Consider the following 15,978-nt stretch of genomic DNA (forward strand, 5'->3'; position numbering starts at 1 on the left):
GCCCAGCAAAACACGCCGACGACGGAAAAGCCAAAAAACGCAACTGTAATGCTAGGGTGCATTCAACGACTCACCCCGGGGGACTCGCGGAGGATCGCATGGCCAGTGGTGATGTCGTTGAGATGGGCCAGTCTGTCCCACGCGGCGGCTCAGAACTATCTTAGAGTCCGACCAATTGTCCCGAGTTCATGCCCTCACCGGTGCCATCCAAATGGGCTACCGTACTTTGGTCTAATCCCCGAACTATTAGGCTCAATGCTAGTACGGCGAGGAGGAGGCCGGCGGCCATGTTCAGCTGGTTCAGAACATGACTGGTGACACAGCGCCGGAACATCGACACGGCTGTGTTGAACACAACCCACCAGCCGAACGAGCCCAGGAAAACGCCGGCCGCCAGTACCGATAGTGGCGCGGTCCCGTGCTCGAGCAGGGCCGGTGTTGCGGCCAGGAACAGCACGGGGGTGACTGGATTCGCAAGGGCTAGCGCGATGGCACTGCCGTAGCTCGCGGCCAGGGTGTGTCGGCGCTCGCTGTTCATGCGCAACACCGACCCGCGGCGAAGAATTCGGACCGCGAGGGCGAGTAGCACCGCTCCCGAAACTAGGGAGAGCACGGCCCCGTTCGAAAACGCCGCGGCCAAGTCGTTGCTCCAGCGCGCCATCAAAGTCCCGTATGTCAGATGCACGGTGGCGACGCCGAGCCCGGTGGCAAGGCCAGCGGGCAGGCCCCCTGACAATGTGCGCTGGATGCAAAGTAAGCTCGTGGGTCCGATCGGCGCGGCGATGGACAGGCCAAGGCTCGCCCCCGCGAATAGGGCCGTGGCGATGACGCCCATGACGCCGGGAATGCGCTTAGTCGTCTTCCGCGCGGTCGAGAGGCGAAGCGGCCCCCCGGGGTTCAGCCGCCGCGTTGTTCGCGTCTGGGCACCCAATCTGCGCGCGCTCTACGGCCGAGGAAGCTTGCGCGCAGGCGAGCTCTGGTAGGTCGTTCAAATCGTCGGCCCAGGCCCCGGTGCAGGACAAGACAACAATCAGGCTTGCGGCAACTGTTTTCATGGTTGCTCCTCCCGTGTGCCGACAATTTAAGGATGGCTGAAAACTGATCATCCGCCGTCTGGCGGATAACACTGCCTGTACCGCGATAAGCTTGCGGCCTACGTCCCACCCGTGCAAGAAAGCAGAGTTTCCTCAGGTGCTTACACAGTCTCGCCTTAGTTTGCGGAGGTCGCGTTGCCGCGCCCGCTGGTGCGTCCGGACGGCGGGCTTACTGAAAACGTGCTCGGCGCACCGTCCCTCACCAAAAGCATCATCTGTTTGAAGGATACCGCTGTCAGTTTTGGACTGATATTGGTCTTACTGCGATCACTCAGACCATCGTGGGGCGTGCCGGTGCGGGAAGCTCTTATCGACCGGATCTACGAGGCTGCGGGCACCCCGGAGCTCTGGCCAGACGTCCTCCAGACTCTCGGTGATACGGCGAATTCGGATGGCGCTGTGCTCATGGTGCTGCCCCCCGTCGGAATGCCCCGCTGGATTGCCTCGCCAGCATTCGAGCAGCGACTACGTGAGCACACGGCCGCGGCCTCCTGGGGTGGCAGCGGGCGCACGGCACAATGGCGCGTCCAGGCCCATGCCGGCTTCATGCGCGACGTCGACCTCGTACCGGGCTCCTATGACGGTCGGCCCAGCGAAGTCGACAAGACGTTTTGGCAAGTGGGGACAATGATTCCCCTGCCTACCGGCGATGTCGCGATCGTCACCGCCGAACGCCGTGCCCAAACCGGTCCCCATGAGGCCGCCATCCTACATAAGCTCGATGCTTTGCGTCCCCATTTTGTGCGCGCTTGCCAGCTCAGCGCCCAGTTCGGTTGCGAACGCACTCGCGTCACCACCATGATGCTCAATCAGATCGGGGTTCCCGCTGCGGTCCTATCGGCCTCGGGGCGGGTGCTCACCATAAATGCCCGTCTGCAGGAGCGGGCGGAGGTCCTGCCCCCGGGCCAGCACGGCGGCTTCCTATTCAAGAGCGTGATCAACGGCAAACTGCTGCAGAACGCGATCGACAGGGTCATCAATGGCCAACACACGGCACAGACTATGCCGGTACGCAGCTATGCTGACGACCGCCCTCAAATCGCTCATGTCATGCGCTTAGAACGGCACCCCGGCGACGTCTTCGGTGCTTCGGCGGTACTAGTCATCCTTGTGCACGTTGGCGCGCGGGCAGCTCCGGACGACGGCCTCCTCAACCTGCTGTTCGACCTCACCCCAGCTGAGACACGCCTGCTCCAGGCGCTGGCCGGGGGCTTACGCCTGCAGAGCTACGCCGAGAGCGTCGGCGTCCAGACAAGCACTGTTCGCACTCAGCTCACCTCGATCTTCAACAAAACCGGGACCAAGCGGCAGGCGGAATTGCTGAGCATCGTCGCCTCACTCTCGATGTTTAGCGGTCAGACGGCACATTGTTTTGGTGCGACGTGAGTTATCGTGCGGCGTTGTCCAGAAAGGTGGCCAACGCGTGCGCGGTCGGAAAAGCGTCGAAGGCACCGAACTGGCAGGTGGTGAGCGCACCGCAAGCCGCGGCCTGGCGCAGGGTCGCGTCGAGCGGTACTTCTGCGAGCAGGCCCGCCATTAGCCCGGCCGTGAATGCATCCCCCGCCCCGACCGTATCCACTGCCGCCACCGCGAAGGCCAACTGGCGTAGGGGCTGCAGCCCAGGGCGAAACGCCATCGCGCCGCGATCTCCGAGGGTCACTACCAAGAGGTCTAGGCCGCCGTGGAGCAGGGCGGCAATAGCCGGTGTCGCGGCTGGGGCGTGGGCGATGGCGTCGGGAGTTCCAAGGCCCAGGTCCGCGGCCTCAACCGCATTGACGATGAGGATACTAGTGTCGGCTAAGATCGCCGGGTCGATGGGGCGCACCGGTGAGGGGTTCAGCAGAGTGCGGAGGCCCAGCGTTCGAGCCAGGGCGAAGGCCTCGCGGATGGGAGCGTCCGGCGATTCGAAAGTCGCTGCCACGAGGTTTGCCTTCCGAATACGTGCGGCGACGGCTCGGACGTCCTCCGCACCGAGGGCGAAATTGGCGCCGAGGCAAACTGCTAGGCAGTTCTCGCCGGTTGCATCGACGAAGGCGACGCCGGCACCCGTCGAGCCTGCATGCGGTACCAGCATATCCTCGGAGAACCCGACTTGCGCGAAGGTCGAGCGGGCCACTGGGGAGAACACGTCCGTGCCGACGGCAAAGAGTCCATCCACTGCGACGCCGAGCCGGCGCGCGGCGATCGCGAGATTGAAGCCCTTGCCGCCGGGCTCGGCCAGGAAGGCCAAGCCATCGAGGGACTCACCTGCCTGCGGCAGCCGCGCGACTTTGACCGAGCAGGCAATCACGAAGCTTCCAATGACGAAGACACGCATGGAGCACTCCGAGCTCATCCGATATAAGCATTTGTATCGGAGGTCGATCAGACGTGCGCCTTAAAAATCGGACGATAAACGGTGAGGTCAGCCCAGACCTCGCGGAAGGCGAGCGTCCCTCGGTGCTCTCTCTCTTACGCCTGCGCGGCGATACTGCGATGCCGCTGTACCGGCAAATTGAGAGCCAATTGCGCGAGTTGATCCTGTCGGGCTCGCTGCCGCCGGGCGTCATACTGCCGGCCGAGCGCCAGCTCGCCGATAGCCTCGGTGTCAGCCGCGTCACTGTCCAGCGCGCCTACGCCGAGCTGAGTGACGGCGAACTCCTCGTGCCGCGCGGGCGCTCCGGCTTCCTCGTGCGCCGTCCCCCCGAGCCCGTACGCCCAGGCATGGACCGGCTCAAGGGTTTCACCGAGGAAATGCGGGAGTTGGGGAAGATCCCGTCTTCGCGCATACTGGAACGGGCGGTCACTGAGGACCGCTCCATCGCCTCAATCTTCGGCCTGCCCTCGACGGCCCCGTTCCTGCGCCTGACGCGCGTTCGCTCCGGCGACGGCGTGCCGATGTCACGCGAGGTCGCTTGGTACAACATCCGCGCCGTACCTGCCCTTGAGACCGGCGATCTCTCCGGCTCCGTGTACGCCTTCCTAGGCGGGCATCCGGGCGGCCGTCTCGTGCGCTGCGAGCAGACGGTGGAGGCGACGATGCCGACAGCGGACGAATGCGAGATTTTCGACTTCGAACAGCCCCTCCCATGCCTCCTGATCAAGCGTCACAGTTACAATCAGGACTCGGTCATGATCGAGTACGTTGAGGGCCTATTCCGGGGAGATGCATATCGCTATCGGCTGAATCTAAGCGCTTAGCAATTGAGACCGACGTTTGGTCCTGACTCGCGAAAACGCCTCCGTATGGATTTATCCATCCGATTGGGCTTTATAAACATTATCTTCAATGTTCGTGGATTTGGTCGGTGCGCTTTTGGTGACGACAGGCAAGCATCATTGGGAATTAATTCGCCCCGGACAGTGCCCAACTAGAGCGAAGCCGCTTTGAGAGCTATGCGAAGACTGTATGCTTCTGCTCGATGAGGATGAGTGGGTAAGGCAGGGTGGGGCCGTAGGGGGACGTCTGCCTTGCAAGGAACCGCCTCAGAAGCGGACGTGCCGCTTTCGGCCACCTTCGGTCATTCTGGTTCGATCAGACCTCCAGCGAGCGGACCTTCTGATGGTCTGAGAAGGGTCACGAGCTTCCGTTCGCAGTGGACAACGGCGCGAAGTTTCGGACCGTCTCAGCCCAACCGTAGCTTCGACTGGACTGTCGAAGCGAACGGAGCGTGTGTGGTCTCCAGCCCGACGCACGGAAACTGGCTAATCATTATGACAAGCTTGAGCTTATCCAATATAATCGACGCGTTGATCGCAAGACTAAGCGACGTTGGCGCGGTCACCAAGACTGTACTTGTATGGATCAGCAACAGTCTGGAAGTAGCGGAGTGGCAACGCGACGGCTGACGCATTCCTCTTTTCACTAGGTTGTCATTCCGACCATCCACGCTTTGCCCCGCCGGCCGGCCTTGCGCCGCCCGCGGGGTCGGGGTCGTGGCAGGGCCTGACCTGCCCCCGACGGAGACCCCGACCCATGACCAACATTTCGCTCACCCGCACCGAGACCAGCATCCTGCAGACCGCCGCCGCATGCGAGGGCCGCCTACGCTTCGCACCAGAGATGAAACCGGCCAGTCGCAAACGGCTCATTGGCCGTCTCCTACGCGACGAACTCATTACCCCATCGGACGCGCCGGACGGACAGCATCGCCTGACGCCCACGGGCTACCTGGCCATTGGCCTCACCCCGCCCGCCCGGACCAACACAGCGTGCCGCCCGAACAAGAAGGCGCTGGTGCTGACGCTGCTGACGAGAGACAACGGAGCGACGCTCGCTGAGCTCATCGCGGCGACGGACTGGCTCCCGCACACGACGCGCGCGGCCCTCTCTCGGATCCGGTCCGGGGGACAGCCGCTGGCGAAGGCAGCGCGGCCAGACGCGACGACGGCCTACCGCATCCTTCCACCCTCGCCCGCCGCTCGCACTCGCTCGCGGCGCAAGGGGGAGACGCTGACGCGGGGCGCTGAGGCTGAGCCGCAGGCTGGCATGCCGATTCAGGCCGTCGCCTGATGGCGCGGACCCAGCCCATTTTGGGGAGCGAGGCGGACCACGTGTCCGCCTCGCTCGACGCGCTCGCCGGGATGGACGCGGCGGCACTGGAACGGCGCTGGCGCCAGGTCTTCGGCGCAGCCCCGCCTCCCGGCCTCCCGCCGGCCCTGCGCGCGCGGGTGATCGCCTACCGCCTGCAGGCTCTGGCCTATGGTGACCTCGATCGCGATACCGCGCGGGCGCTCGAGCGGCTCGCACAGGCACGGGGCCCAAGAGGCCAGAGCGGGGACGATATGCCGATCCGCGTGTCGGTGCCGGTGCCGGACCGACGCGGGCGCACCCCCGGCGTGACGCTCTCGCGGGAATGGGCCGGGGTGATGCACACCGTGCACGTGTTGGACGCGGGCTACGCCTGGAACGGGGCGACCTATTGCAGCCTGTCCCGCGTGGCGCAGGCTATCACCGGCACCAAGTGGAACGGCCCCCGCTTCTTCGGCCTGCGCGCCAAGACCACTGGCGGTGGGGAGCTCGGTGTGGGGAGGGTTGAGGCATGAGTGCCCGGTCGTCCAAACCACGACAGGCACCGCCCCCCGGCACACGGCCGACGCTGCGCTGCGCGATCTACACCCGGGTCTCGACCGAGCACGGGCTCGATCAGGAGTTCAACTCCCTCGACAACCAGCGTGAAGCCGCCGAAGCCTACATCCGCTCCCAGGCGCACGAGGGCTGGCGCCTGCTACCCGGCCGCTACGACGACGGCGGCTTCTCCGGCGGATCGCTCGAACGCCCCGCCCTGCAACGGCTGCTCGCCGAGGTGCAGGCCCGGCGCGTCGACGTGATCGTCGTGTACAAGGTCGACCGGCTCACCCGGGCCCTGTCCGACTTCGCCAAGTTGGTCGAGCTGTTCGACGGGCACGGCGTCTCGTTCGTGTCGGTGACCCAGGCGTTCAACACCACCACCAGCATGGGCCGGCTTACGCTCAACGTGCTGCTGTCGTTCGCCCAGTTCGAGCGTGAGGTCACCGGCGAACGCATCCGCGACAAGATCGCCGCGAGCAAGCGCAAGGGGATCTGGATGGGCGGCGTCGTCCCACTCGGCTACCGGGTCGAGGACCGCGCCCTGCACGTCGTCGAGGAACATGCCGCCCTCGTGCGGGCGATCTTCGCGGGCTACCTCGCGCACGGCACGGTGGCGGCGCTCAAGCAGGATCTCGACGAGCAGGGCATCACCCTGCCGGCCCGCCGCGACGGGGCTGGGCGAGAGACCGGTGGGGGTCCGTTCTCGCGCGGGCATCTGTACAAGCTGCTCGGCAATCCGCTCTACATCGGTCAGCTTCGGCACAAGGGTCAGGTCCATGAAGGCCAGCATGCCGCGATCGTGGACGGGGTGACGTGGCAGGCGGTGCAGGAACGGCTCACCACCAACCACCATCAGCATCACCGCGGGCGATCTGAGAGCGTGCACCTCCTCACCGGGCGCCTACGCGATGTGGCAGGTGAGCCGATGGTGCCGAGCCATGCCCAGAAGGGTCCACTGCGCTACCGCTACTACGTCGCCCGTGAGGTCGGGCTGGATGGCAAGCGGCTGCGCTTGCCTGCCGGGCCGATCGAGGCGGTGGTCGTGGCTGGTCTACGGAGTATCGCTGCACCGAGCCCAGTACCGCTCGAAGACGCTGCCGTGGTCGCTGCCGAACTCGAGACGGTGACGGTGCATGCCGATCACCTCATGCTGCAGCTCACCGGCGACCGCCCTCCCTTGTCGCTGCCCTTCGCGCATCAGCTGCAGCGCCGCCGCAGGGCGATCGTCGTACCGCCGGGGCGCGAGGGCGATCGGCTGCGGGCGATGAAGGCGGAGGATCGCACCCGCATGCTCGTAGGCATCGCCGCGGGCCGGACCTGGATGGGGGATCTCGTGGGTGGGCGAAGCACGAGCATCGAGGCGATCGCCAGGGCCGAGCAGCGCAGCGAGCGCTCGGTGCGCATGACGCTGTCCCTCGCCCTACTCTCCCCTCGCATCGTGCAGGTGATCGTCGAGGCGCGGCTGCCCCGGGGCATCGGCCTGCGTCATCTCTGCGAGCTGCCCCCCGCTTGGGATGCACAGGAACGCATCCTTGGCTTGTGATAACTGAGCGTCCCGCCTGTGCTCCCCACGGCTGACGTCATCGCCTCCGGAAGCGATCAGGCGAATAGGCGCACCGCCATCCCGATCACCACCGCGGCTCCCAAGCAGCGCCGCCACGGGTTGACCCCGCGCAGCAACTCATCGCCCGCCCAGACCGCAAGGGCGATCCTCGATGCGAGATCCGCCCACTGCCCGACGGCGGTATCCTCCCCCGCGATCCAAGCGACGGACAGCATCACACCGAAAAGCCACAGCGGCGTGTTCGGCCACTGGCCGATCACGATGCGCCCGCTGGTGCGGTCGCGGAAGAACCAATCGAGGACCGCGGGTAGCATCGCAGGAAACGGGAATGAGGCCTGTGGAGACCGGGGGCCGAAGGGCCGATGATCCGGCCCCGGAGACACGACAGAGACGCGGCTGAAGCAGGACGCTCGAGCTAAGCTACTGACATGACGTGACTTTCGACGACCACCCGGATCCTGCGGTTTGCGCAAGGACCCCTGGTGGAGCTGAGGGGAATCGAACCCCTGACCTCCGCAGTGCGATTGCGGCGCTCTCCCATCTGAGCTACAGCCCCGTCGAGGCGCCGGCCTTGTAGGCGCGGGCGGCTCAGCCTGTCAATTCCTGTTTCACCGCCGCCCGCCGCACACCGCTCCCGGTGAGGCCGCGCGGGCGCCCCTAGGATACGCGCGGACCCGCATGAACGCCCTGATCTGGCTCTTCGACACGGTCGTCCAGCTCTTCATCTACGTCCTCATCGCCAGCGCGGTCCTGAGCTGGCTGGTGGCGTTCAACGTGGTGAACGTCCGCAACCCGATCGTCGCCCAGATCGGCGAGGTGCTCTACCGGATCACCGAGCCGGTGCTGCGGCCGATCCGCAACCTGCTGCCCAATCTCGGCGGCGTCGACATCTCGCCGATCATCCTGATCCTGCTGCTGCTGTTCATCAGCAAGCTTCTGCACGAGTATGCCGTGCCCCAGGCTTACATGTACGCGCAGTAGGATCGAGTGACCGTGAAAACCAACCCCGGCCGGTTCTTCGAGGATTTCCGCCTCGGCGAGACCATCCGCCACGCCACGCCCCGCACCGTCACGGTGGGCGACGTGGCGCTCTACACCGGCCTCTACGGCCCGCGCTTCGCCGTGCAGTCGTCGGACGCCTTCGCCCGGGCCTTCGGCTACCCGAAGAGCCCGCTCGACGACCTGCTGACCTTCCACATGGTGTTCGGCAAGACCGTGCCGGACGTCTCCCTCAACGCGCTGGCCAACCTCGGCTACGCGGAGGGCGGGTTCCGCCGGCCGGTCTATCCGGGCGAGACCGTGTCGACCGTCTCCGAGGTGATCGGCCTCAAGGAGAGCTCGAACCGGCAGACCGGCGTGGTCTACGTGCGCTCGGTGGGCTCCGACGAGGCCGGCGAGACCGTGCTGAGCTATTGCCGCTGGGTCCTGGTGCGCAAGCGCGACCCGGAGGCCGCCATCGCCGAGGAGCACGTCCCGAGCCTGGCCAAGGTGGTCGATCCGCAGGACCTCGCGGGCGCCCTGCCGAAGCTCTCGGCCGCCGCCTACGATTCGGAACTCGCCGGCAGCCCGCACCGCTTCGGCGACTACGCGGTGGGCGAGAAGATCGACCACGTCGACGGCATGACCGTCGAGGAGGCCGAGCACCAGATCGCCACGCGCCTGTTCCAGAACACCGCCAAGGTCCATTTCGACGGCCTGGCCGCCAAGGACACCCGGTTCGGCCGCCGGCTGATCTATGGCGGGCACGTGATCTCGCTGGCCCGGGCGCTCAGCTTCAACGGCCTGGGCAACGCCTTCGCGCTCGCCGGCATCAATGCCGGCCGCCACGTGGCGCCGCTGTTTGCCGGCGACACGGTCTACGCCTGGAGCGAGGTCCTGGCCGCGGCCGACGTCGGGCGCGACGATGTCGGGCTCCTGCGCCTGCGCACGGTCGCCACCAAGAACCAGCCCTGCGGCGCCTTCCCGGACCGCACCGGCGAGGGCTACGACCCGGCCGTGATCCTCGACCTGGATTACTGGGCGTTCGTGCCGAAGTAGGGGCGCCACGGGACGCGCGGCCCGGATTCGGGGGCGCGCGCTGTCCCGCCTCCGTCCGGGGCTGTCGGGCGCGGCAGATTTTCGGAGGGCCCGGGTCCTCCGGATGGCGCACATCCCTCACCCCAACTGTCGCGCCCGATGACGACCGATGTGGAAACGCCGTAGCCTCTGCGGGGACGGGGCCAGCGGGTGCCGGTCTGCATTGCTCTCGTCCAACGCCGACCAGTAGGATGGCCCGCACCCGCTGCCTAGCGGGCACGAGTCCGACCCGTTGGGAGCCCCCGGTGGATCCCGTCCCGTCGATGCCGGAGGCCGTGACGGTCAGGCCGGCGGTCCTGGACGATGCGCAGGCCATCGCGGCGATCCATGTCGCCGCGTGGCGGGAAACCTATGCCGGGCTCCTGCCCGCCGGGATGATCGCCGCCCAGACGGTGGAGCGGCGGTTCGCGATGTGGACGCGCATCCTCGGCGATCCAGCCTCCGGCACGGCGGTCGAGGTCGCCGAGGAGGGCGCCGGCCTCGTCGGATTCGGGTCCTGCGGCGCCCAGCGCTCTGCCGAGCTGGCAGCGGACGGCTTCGGCGGCGAGGTCAGCGCGGTCTACGTCCTGCGATCCGCCCAGCGGCGCGGGACCGGTACCGCCCTGATGGCCGCGCTGGCGGCGCGCCTGAACCAGGCCGGGCATCGTGCCGCCAGCCTGTGGGTCCTGAGCGAGAACCTTTCGGCCCGGCGGTTCTACGAGCGCCTCGGCGGCGTCGCGGTCGGGGCGCGGAAGGAGCACCGGGAGGACGGCAGCCTCGTGGAAGTCGCCTATGGCTGGCGCGATTGCGCTGCGATCCGACGGGGGGCGGCTTCGGGCTGAAGCGCGCGCCCATCATTGCGAGCGCAGCGCAGCAACCCTGGACCACGCCACGTTCGGAGATCGCGACGCCTCGCTCGCGATGGCGGCGCCGGCCGAGCGCATCCGAAAGCGCCTCCCCCCGGGCGTGACCGATCCACAAAAACCCCGACCCGGGCATCCGGGCGCGCGCGATGCCGTATGGCCGAACGCCCCGGACGAAACACCGATCAGGCCGCGAGGGGCCGCTCCGCCACCGGCTGCCGGAACGGCTGCACCAGGACGCGCCGGCCGCTGAGGTCGTGCACGCTCACCCGCCAGTCCGACCAGTCGGTCCGGTCGGACAGCGACCGCATCACGTCGGCGGCGACCCGGCGGGCGCGCACGGTGAGGCGCCCGGCCGCGCGGATCTCCGCGCCGCGGGCGTCGAAGACGCATTCCAGGCCATTGGTGCAGTGGAACCGGTATCGGGCCATCGGGGCTCCTGCCTCGTCCTGCGCGGCGGCGGTTGAATGTTCTATATATGTTCTTTTTCGGGACGGACAGGCCCGGGTGCGATCCGCCGCAGGTTATCCCGGGGTCCGCCGGCCCGCGCGACGACCGGCACGGGGGGAGGGCGGCCCGTCTCGTCCGGGAGAGGCGATCGGCCGGCCCGGGGCGTCGCCCGAAAACGACAGTCTTCGGGCCATACACAATGACGGCCCGCGCCACAGATAGGCCTCTCCCCCCCGGTCCGGGGCCGGGCCCCCGCATCCGGTCGTCGAGTGAGCATCCCGTGTCGGCCCACCGCGTCAGAACGCTTGTCCAGAGCACGGCCGAGGTCGAACCCGAGCGGGCCTTCGAGTTCTGGCGCCACACCGCGCTGGCCATGACCGGCGTCGTCAGCAGCGGGCTGGACCGGTCGCCCGCGTTCGCGGCCCGGCGCCTCGTGGCCGAGACCGCGCACAGCACCCTCCTGCACACGCAGAGCCGGACCATCGACATCGCCCGGCCGGCGCAGCACATCCGGCGGGACGGACGCGACGCCATGGCGATCGCCGTGTTCGTCCGGGGCACCGGATACGCCGAGCAGGGCAACCGCGGCGCCCGGATGGCGCCCGGCGACATCAGCATCGTCGACGCCAGCCGTCCCTATCGCGCCGGCGGCTACGAGGATTACGAGGAGATCCGGCTGATCACGTCGCGGGCCCTGTTCCGGGCCCATGTCGGCGAGCCCGAGACCTTCGCCGGGCACACGATCGGCAGGGGCCATCTCAACACCCTGTTCGTGTCCTACCTGCAGGCCTATGCCGGGCAGGTCGCCACCATGTCCGAGGCCCAGGCAGGGATCGCGGTCGAGGGGGGCCTGCACCTGCTGCGCAGTTTCACGGGGGTGTCGGAGGATCCGATCCCGGTCGACGCGCTGAGGTCCCTGGCCTCGGTCCACATCCAGCGTCGCCTGCACGATCCGGAATTCGGCCCGGACGCCCTGTGCCGGACCCTGTGCGTGTCCCGCAGCCGGCTCTACGCCGCCTTCGCGGACGGCGACGGCGTCGCGGCGTCGATCCGCGACGCGCGCCTGGAGCGCGCGCGCCGCTACCTCTCCGTCCCGGCGCACGCGCACGACAGCATCGCGACCATCATGCTCCGGTGCGGCTTCACCGACGCGTCGGCCTTCAGCCGGGCGTTCCGTCGGCGCTTCGGGATCGCGGCGCGCGACGTCCGGACGCCGAGGTCCGGGGACCGCCTCCCGGCCGCCGGCTCTCACGCCGCGATCTGACGCGCTCGCTTACGCCGAACCGGTATCCACTGCGGCGGCGAGCGCTCTAGGAAAGCGCGCCCCGATCCGGGCGCCCGGCCCACCGGTAGGTGCCGCGGCCCTGGGCCTTGGCCTGGTACAGGGCCCGGTCGGCGCTCTGGTAGATCGCGTCGGGCTCGATCCCGTCGGCCGGGATCAGGGCGACGCCGATGCTGACGCCCACGGACACGTCGCTGCCGTCGATCCGGCAGGGGGTGCCGATCGTCCGGGTCAGGCGCTCGGCCAGGATGGCCGCGTCGGCGGGCTGGTGCAGGCCGGTCTGGATGACCACGAACTCGTCGCCCCCCAGGCGCGCCAGCGTGTCCTCGATCCGCACGACGGCCCGCATCCGGTCCGCGAGGATGCGCAGCAGGGCGTCGCCCGCGGCGTGACCGAGGGTGTCGTTGACGGCCTTGAACCCGTCGAGGTCGAGGCACAGCAGCGCGCAGCCGGGACCGCCGCGCCTCACCAGGGCGATCTCCCGGAGGAACTGCTCCCGGAACCGGGTCCGGTTGGCGAGCCCCGTGAGGGGATCGTGATGCGCGAGGTGGGCGATCTGCTGCTCGGCGCGCTTGCGGTCGGTGATGTCGAAGGTCAGGCCGACGACCCATTCCGGTTCGCCCCGGTCGTCGAGCTCGACCCGGCCGGTTCCGCTGACCCAGCGCGTCTCGCCGTTCGCGCGAACGATGCGGAACTCGGTCTCGAAGGTGCCGCGCGTGGCGATGGCGCGGCCGAGGGCGGTCAGGGTCCGGTCGGCGTCGTCCGGATGCACCAGCGGCCGCCAGTCCCGCGCGACGTCGATCTCGATCTCGGCCTCGCCCAGCCCGTGCTGCCGGGCCATCTCGGCCGAGATGAGCGCCCGCCCGGTGGCGACCCGGTAGTGCCACGTCCCGGCCTGGGCGGCCTTCAGGGCGAGGTCGAGCAGCAGGGACTTCTCCGCGAGCGTCTGGTGCATCACGCGGCTGTCGGTCTCCGCCCGGAGATCCTCGACGAGCCGGCGCTGCTGCGCGAGCAGGCGCCGCGCCTCCGCCTCGGCGCCGATCAGCCCGGCGGTCACCCGCCGCACCACGTCGATCAGGACGATGTCGATCCCGGCGACGAGGGTGAACAGGGCCAGCGTGGTGAGGACCGCGCGGTCGAGGAAGAACGAGCCCAGGGGCGGGATGAAGACGTACCACGCCGCCACGCCGGACAGGACCGCGCAGACGGTGCCGGCGCGCGCGCCGCACAGGAAGGTCGACAGGATGACGGCGGGGAAGAACGTGAAGAACGGAAAGCCCGGCGGCAGGACGGGATGGAGCGCGAGGCGCAGCAGGAGCGCGACCAGGAAGGCGGCCGTGCCGACCGCGACGCCGGGCACCGGCTGCCGGAGCCTCCCGCTCGCCGCCATCGACAGCTTCAGGATCTGGATCGCTCGCCCATCCGGTGCGTCGGCGTCGGCACCAAGAACAGCGGCGGTTCTCATCGTCACGGCTCAAGCTTCTATACGGCGATCAGTCACGTATTCATTGCTATAGAAGCGTTAAAGCAGTCCATCACGTCTCCGTGTTGGGACTGCCGCGGGCGCGGCCGGGATCGGATTTTGAATCCGGAACAAGCGCCGCTATCAGGGCCGCCCACCGGCTCGATCGCCTGTTGGTCGAACGCGGAAACCCCTGTGGTGAACGACGCATCCGCACGCCCTGCCGCCCCCCGGGGCGCCCCGCCATCCGATCCGCGCGGGTGCCTGACCGCGATCACGGCCCGGCTCGACGGCCTGCCGCTGACGCGGCTCCACCTGGCGATCCTGGCGGTGTGCACCCTCGGCCTGTTCACCGACGTGGCCGAGGTCGCCCTCAGCAACGCCCTGGCGGCGATCTTCCTGGCGCCGCCCCACAGCATGCCGCGGGGCGACCTGTCCCTGCTGCTGGCCTCGGTCTTCGCCGGGGGCGCCGTGGGGGCGCCGGTCTTCGGCCTGGTCGGCGACCGGTTCGGGCGCCGCCGGGCGCTCCAGGGGACCCTCGCGCTGATGGCGGTGGGGTCGCTGGCCGCGGCGGCGAGTTCGGGCCTCGCGCAGCTCACCCTGGCCCGGGTCGTGTCGGGCTTCGCGATCGGCGGCTTCCCGCCCCTGGCCGCGACGTATCTCGCGGACGTGATGCCGCCCCGGCGGCGCGGGGCGATGCTGATGCTCTGCGCCGGGATCGGCTTCCTGGGCGCCTCCGCGGTGATCCTGCTGGTCCAGGGCCTCGCCCCGAGCCCGCCGCTGGGGATCGCGCCCTGGCGCTGGGCGCTGATCCTGGGCGGGGGCCTGGCCGGGGTCGGCGCCGTCCTGTTCGCCCGGCTGCCGGAATCGCCGCGCTGGCTCGCCTCGGTCGGCCGGGCCGAGGCCGCCGACCGGGCCTGCCGGCGCTTCGAGGACGCGGCCGGCCTCGCGCCGCAGGAGGGACCCGCCGAGGCCCCCGCGGCGGAGCCGGCGGCCGGTCCGGTGCGGGCGGGGCTGCGGGCGCTGCTGGCCGAGCCGCGGCAGCTGCGCCGGACCGCGCTGTTCGTCGCGCTCTACGGGCTCAGTCCCTGGGCGACGGTGGGCTTTCCCCTGCTGAGCGCCGTCGTGATGATCGGCAAGGGCTTTCGGATCGACCAATCCCTGGTCTTCGCCGGGCTGTCGATGCTGGGGCCGCCGCTCGGAACCCTGCTCACCGCCACGGTGATCGACCGCCTGGAGCGGCGCGCCTGCCTGGTCGTCCTGGCGGGCGCCATGGTGGTCCTGGGCACGAGCTTCGCCGTCGCCGAGGCCTTCACGACCCTGGTCCTGGTCGGCCTGGCGTTCAACACCGCCGCCGCGATCTACGGCGGCGTCCTCGCGATCTACGCGACGGAGCTGCTCTCGACCGCCCTGCGGGCCTCGGCCCTCACCTGCGCCTGGGCGACCGGCCGGATCGCGGCCGCCCTGACCCCGGTGGTCCTGCTGCCGATCCTCCAAGGCTACGGGATCCACGCCATGTTCGCCGCGATCACCGCGACCCTGGCCGCCAGCTGCGTGCTGGTGCTGCGCGGGCCGCGCGGCCGGTCGGGACGGCCGGTGGCGCGCTAGAGCCGTGCCCGACCACGTCGGGTCGGGCACGGCTCTAAGCTCCTGTTTTGACGCGCTCTCTTGCGACGAACCGGAGCCACTTCGTCGGAGAGCGCCCTAGGGCGCCCGGCCCCGCGACGGCTACGGCGCCGCCCGGCAGATCCCTCATTCCGCAGGGTCGTCCTGCGCGAGCCGGTGACGCCCGTCGGGGCTTTGCCCTAACGGCCCGGCGGTCCGCACCCTATCTCGTCGAGGATCCAGGCCCGCCTTCGGGCCCCGTCGCCCGGGAAAGATGACCGCCATGACCTCCGTACGGATCCTGCCCGCCCTCCTGCTGATCGGCCTCGCGGGCTCGGCGCAGGCGCAGACCGTTCTGGCCCCCTCCGGCGATTCCGCGGTGACGCAGCCCGGCGGCACGCAGGGGCGCGGCGCCCGCCACAACCTCCGCCAGGCCGTCCGGGACGGCGACGTGGTCGGCGTCCCACCCGGCGCCCGCGGCGTCGAACTCGGGCCGCGCCCGCTCCGGCGCGGGCCGTCCCGGCCGTAGACCGGGCAACAGGCCGCCGCTTCG

16 protein-coding genes and 1 tRNA gene are annotated in these 15,978 nt (G+C 69.0%); 11 read left to right on the forward strand and 6 right to left on the reverse strand.

Annotated elements, in window-relative coordinates:
* Positions 1–160: 160 nt before the first annotated feature.
* The gene (locus tag MFF40_RS24450) at positions 161–835 is read right to left on the reverse strand and encodes a LysE family translocator (protein ID WP_147853235.1); all 675 of its coding nucleotides are present in this window, start codon (positions 833–835) and stop codon (positions 161–163) included.
* A gap of 394 nt (positions 836–1,229) precedes the next feature.
* Between MFF40_RS24450 and MFF40_RS24455 the strand changes: the two genes are divergently transcribed.
* The gene (locus tag MFF40_RS24455) at positions 1,230–2,480 is read left to right on the forward strand and encodes a helix-turn-helix transcriptional regulator (RefSeq protein WP_238262573.1); all 1,251 of its coding nucleotides are present in this window, start codon (positions 1,230–1,232) and stop codon (positions 2,478–2,480) included.
* Position 2,481: 1 nt separating this feature from the next.
* Here MFF40_RS24455 and MFF40_RS24460 read toward each other — a convergent pair whose 3' ends face one another.
* Positions 2,482–3,411, reverse strand: a complete 930-nt coding sequence (locus MFF40_RS24460) for a ribokinase (RefSeq protein WP_147853233.1) — start codon at positions 3,409–3,411, stop codon at positions 2,482–2,484.
* 158 nt (positions 3,412–3,569) lie between these two features.
* Here MFF40_RS24460 and MFF40_RS24465 point away from each other — a divergent pair, with 158 nt between their 5' ends.
* From MFF40_RS24465 to MFF40_RS24480, 4 genes are all read left to right on the forward strand, one after another.
* A complete protein-coding gene (locus MFF40_RS24465; protein WP_238262574.1) occupies positions 3,570–4,274 on the forward strand; it encodes a GntR family transcriptional regulator in 705 nt (234 codons plus the stop codon).
* 775 nt (positions 4,275–5,049) lie between these two features.
* Positions 5,050–5,586 carry a DUF3489 domain-containing protein gene (locus MFF40_RS24470; protein ID WP_238262575.1) on the forward strand — a complete coding sequence of 179 codons (537 nt, stop codon included), beginning with the start codon at positions 5,050–5,052 and terminating at the stop codon, positions 5,584–5,586.
* Between the two features lie 20 nt (positions 5,587–5,606).
* Positions 5,607–6,119, forward strand: a complete 513-nt coding sequence (locus tag MFF40_RS24475) for a DUF2924 domain-containing protein (RefSeq protein WP_238262576.1) — start codon at positions 5,607–5,609, stop codon at positions 6,117–6,119.
* Complete coding sequence (locus MFF40_RS24480) at positions 6,116–7,687, forward strand: recombinase family protein (RefSeq protein WP_147853436.1); 1,572 nt, start codon at positions 6,116–6,118, stop codon at positions 7,685–7,687. Before MFF40_RS24475 ends, MFF40_RS24480 begins: the two co-directional genes overlap by 4 nt.
* Positions 7,688–7,743: 56 nt before the next feature.
* On the opposite strand, the gene MFF40_RS24485 is transcribed toward MFF40_RS24480, so the two are convergent.
* Together MFF40_RS24485 and MFF40_RS24490 are read right to left on the reverse strand one after the other, a co-directional pair.
* Positions 7,744–8,022 carry a hypothetical protein gene (locus MFF40_RS24485; protein WP_147853437.1) on the reverse strand — a complete coding sequence of 93 codons (279 nt, stop codon included), beginning with the start codon at positions 8,020–8,022 and terminating at the stop codon, positions 7,744–7,746.
* Positions 8,023–8,188: 166 nt separating this feature from the next.
* Positions 8,189–8,264 (reverse strand) — tRNA-Ala (locus MFF40_RS24490).
* Positions 8,265–8,386: 122 nt separating this feature from the next.
* Here MFF40_RS24490 and MFF40_RS24495 point away from each other — a divergent pair.
* The 3 genes from MFF40_RS24495 (at position 8,387) to MFF40_RS24505 (ending at position 10,605) form a co-directional block, all read left to right on the forward strand.
* Positions 8,387–8,689 carry a YggT family protein gene (locus MFF40_RS24495; protein WP_147853438.1) on the forward strand — a complete coding sequence of 101 codons (303 nt, stop codon included), beginning with the start codon at positions 8,387–8,389 and terminating at the stop codon, positions 8,687–8,689.
* 12 nt (positions 8,690–8,701) lie between these two features.
* On the forward strand, positions 8,702–9,745 hold the full coding sequence (locus tag MFF40_RS24500) for a MaoC family dehydratase (RefSeq protein ID WP_147853439.1): 1,044 nt from the start codon (positions 8,702–8,704) through the stop codon (positions 9,743–9,745).
* Positions 9,746–10,029: 284 nt separating this feature from the next.
* Positions 10,030–10,605, forward strand: coding sequence for a GNAT family N-acetyltransferase (locus tag MFF40_RS24505; RefSeq protein ID WP_147853440.1), 576 nt, complete (start codon positions 10,030–10,032; stop codon positions 10,603–10,605).
* A 206-nt stretch (positions 10,606–10,811) separates the two neighbouring features.
* Here MFF40_RS24505 and MFF40_RS24510 read toward each other — a convergent pair whose 3' ends face one another.
* Positions 10,812–11,057 (reverse strand): DUF6894 family protein, encoded by a 246-nt coding sequence (locus MFF40_RS24510; RefSeq protein WP_147898398.1) that lies wholly within the window; start codon positions 11,055–11,057, stop codon positions 10,812–10,814.
* A 299-nt stretch (positions 11,058–11,356) separates the two neighbouring features.
* Between MFF40_RS24510 and MFF40_RS24515 the strand changes: the two genes are divergently transcribed.
* Positions 11,357–12,340, forward strand: coding sequence for a helix-turn-helix domain-containing protein (locus MFF40_RS24515; protein WP_238262578.1), 984 nt, complete (start codon positions 11,357–11,359; stop codon positions 12,338–12,340).
* 46 nt (positions 12,341–12,386) lie between these two features.
* On the opposite strand, the gene MFF40_RS24520 is transcribed toward MFF40_RS24515, so the two are convergent.
* The gene (locus MFF40_RS24520) at positions 12,387–13,823 is read right to left on the reverse strand and encodes a diguanylate cyclase domain-containing protein (RefSeq protein ID WP_238262580.1); all 1,437 of its coding nucleotides are present in this window, start codon (positions 13,821–13,823) and stop codon (positions 12,387–12,389) included.
* A gap of 195 nt (positions 13,824–14,018) precedes the next feature.
* Between MFF40_RS24520 and MFF40_RS24525 the strand changes: the two genes are divergently transcribed.
* Both MFF40_RS24525 and MFF40_RS24530 read left to right on the forward strand, forming a co-directional pair.
* Entirely contained in the window at positions 14,019–15,428 is a 1,410-nt protein-coding gene (locus tag MFF40_RS24525) for an MFS transporter (RefSeq protein ID WP_238262582.1), read from the forward strand.
* A gap of 280 nt (positions 15,429–15,708) precedes the next feature.
* Positions 15,709–15,954: a hypothetical protein gene (locus tag MFF40_RS24530; RefSeq protein ID WP_147898394.1), complete on the forward strand. Its 246-nt coding sequence runs from the start codon at positions 15,709–15,711 to the stop codon at positions 15,952–15,954.
* Positions 15,955–15,978: the final 24 nt, after the last annotated feature.

Source organism: Methylobacterium mesophilicum (assembly GCF_022179445.1).
In the GTDB taxonomy this organism is placed as follows: Bacteria; Pseudomonadota; Alphaproteobacteria; order Rhizobiales; family Beijerinckiaceae; genus Methylobacterium; species Methylobacterium mesophilicum.